This is a genomic window from Streptomyces sp. NPDC055078 (assembly GCF_053607985.1).
Genome location: NZ_JBSGUP010000907.1, coordinates 1 through 2,549, shown reverse-complemented (window position 1 = coordinate 2,549; position 2,549 = coordinate 1). Strand labels below are relative to the sequence as shown.

General features: G+C 69.0%; 1 protein-coding gene. It reads right to left on the bottom strand.

Features of this window, described 5'->3' with window-relative positions:
• Positions 1 to 26: 26 nt before the first annotated feature.
• On the bottom strand, positions 27 to 2,549 hold a 2,523-nt coding region (locus ACWF94_RS38435), incomplete at its 5' end, for a RelA/SpoT family protein (RefSeq protein WP_453499601.1).

Below are 2,549 nucleotides of genomic sequence, written 5' to 3'. Positions count from 1 at the left end.
GAACATGCGCACCCACGCACGAGGACTCAGGGCCGGCGCGCGGAGGTGACGCGGTAGACGTCGTAGACGCCCTCGACGCCGCGGACCGCCTTGAGGACGTGCCCGAGGTGCTTGGGGTCCCCCATCTCGAAGGTGAAGCGCGAGGTCGCGACCCGGTCGCGGGAGGTCTGGACGGCGGCCGAGAGGATGTTCACGTGCTGGTCGGACAGCACGCGCGTGACGTCCGAGAGCAGCCGCGACCGGTCCAGCGCCTCTACCTGGATGGCGACGAGGAAGACGGAGGACTGGGTGGGCGCCCACTCGACCTCCAGGATGCGCTCCGGCTGCTGCGACAGTGAGTCGACATTGACGCAGTCCGCGCGGTGGACCGACACCCCGCTGCCCCGGGTGACGAAGCCGATGATCGGGTCCCCTGGCACGGGCGTACAGCAGCGGGCCAGCTTGACCCAGACGTCCTCGACGCCCTTGACGACCACTCCGGGATCGGCGTTCGCCCGGCGCTTGGCCCGGCTGCGCGACGGCGGCGTGGACTCGGCGATGTCCTCGTTGGCGGCCTCCTCGCCGCCGAGTGCCTGTACCAGCTTCTGTACGACGCCCTGCGCCGCCACATGCCCCTCGCCGATCGCCGCGTAGAGGGACGAGATGTCGGGGTAGCGCATCTCGTGCGCGAGGGTGACGAGGGAGTCGCCGGTGAGGATGCGCTGGATGGGCAGATTCTGTTTGCGCATGGCGCGGACGATCGCATCCTTGCCCTGCTCGATCGCCTCGTCGCGCCGCTCCTTGGAGAACCAGGCGCGGATCTTGTTGCGGGCGCGGGGCGATTTGACGAAGCCGAGCCAGTCGCGGGAGGGGCCCGCGCCCTCGGCCTTGGAGGTGAAGACCTCCACGAGATCGCCGTTGTCGAGGGTCGATTCGAGCGGTACGAGGCGTCCGTTGACCCGTGCCCCTATGGTCCGGTGGCCCACTTCCGTATGGACGGCGTAGGCGAAGTCGACGGGTGTGGCGCCCGCCGGAAGCGCTATGACATCGCCCTTCGGGGTGAAGACGAAGACCTCGTTGCGGGAGAGGTCGAAGCGCAGGGACTCCAGGAACTCCGAGGGGTCCTCGGTCTCCTTCTGCCAGTCGAGGAGCTGGCGCAGCCACGCCATGTCGTTGATGTGGTCGTCCTTGCCGGACTTCTTCGGTACGTCGGTGCGCACCTTGGAGGCTCCGGCGGACGGCTCCTGCTTGTACTTCCAGTGCGCGGCGATGCCGTACTCGGCGCGGCGGTGCATGTCGAAGGTGCGGATCTGCAGCTCGACCGGCTTGCCGTTGGGTCCGATGACCGTCGTGTGGAGCGACTGGTACATATTGAACTTCGGCATGGCGATGTAGTCCTTGAACCGGCCGGGGACCGGGTTCCATCGCGCGTGGACGGTGCCGAGTGCCGCGTAACAGTCGCGGACGGTGTCGACGAGGACCCGGATGCCGACCAGGTCGTAGATCTCCGCGAAGTCCCGGCCGCGGACGATCATCTTCTGGTAGACGCTGTAGTAGTGCTTGGGGCGGCCGGTGACGGTGGCCTTGATCCGGGCGGCGCGCAGATCGGACTGGACCTCGTCGGTCACTATGGCGAGATACTCGTCGCGCTTGGGGGCCCGCTCGGCGACGAGCCGGACGATCTCGTCGTACATCTTGGGGTAGAGGATCGCGAAGGCGAGGTCCTCCAGCTCCCACTTGATGGTGTTCATGCCCAGGCGGTGGGCGAGGGGCGCGTAGATCTCCAGCGTCTCGCGGGCCTTCTTCTCCTGCTTCTCGCGCTTGAGATAGCGCATGGTGCGCATGTTGTGCAGCCGGTCGGCGAGTTTGATGACCAGGACGCGCGGGTCCTTGGCCATGGCGACGACCATCTTGCGGACGGTCTCGGCCTGGGCCGCCTCGCCGAATTTGACCTTGTCCAGTTTGGTGACGCCGTCGACGAGCAGGGCGACCTGGTCCCCGAAGTCGCGGCGCAGGGTGTCCAGGCCGTACTCGGTGTCCTCGACGGTGTCGTGGAGCAGGCCCGCCATCAGCGTCGCCGGGTCCATGCCCAGCTCGGCGAGGATGGTGGTGACGGCCAGTGGATGGGTGATGTACGGGTCGCCGCTCTTGCGCTTCTGGCCCCGGTGCCAGCGCTCGGCGACCTGGTAGGAGCGCTCGATCTGGCGGAGGGTGGAGGTCTCGATCTTGGTGTCGTTGCTGCGGACGATCCGCAGCAGCGGCTCCAGGACGGGGTTGTACGGCGACGAGCGCTGCACCCCGAGGCGGGCGAGGCGGGCGCGCACCCGGTTGGAGGAGCCCCCGCCGGCCCGGGAACCGCTCGCGGGCGGGGGGGTTCCCCGGGGCTTGGACGCCGGAGTGTGCGCGGCCGGTTCGGGCGCGGACGCCTTGGGCGCGGGAGTGGCCGGATTCGCCATCGGGCCGGGCGTGCCGGAAGCAGCGGCGGACGCGGAGGCAGACTCGGCGCCGGGCGCGCGGGCAGATGGCGTTGGCGGTGACGCCGTACTTGGCGAGGGCCAGGGCGGTGGAGG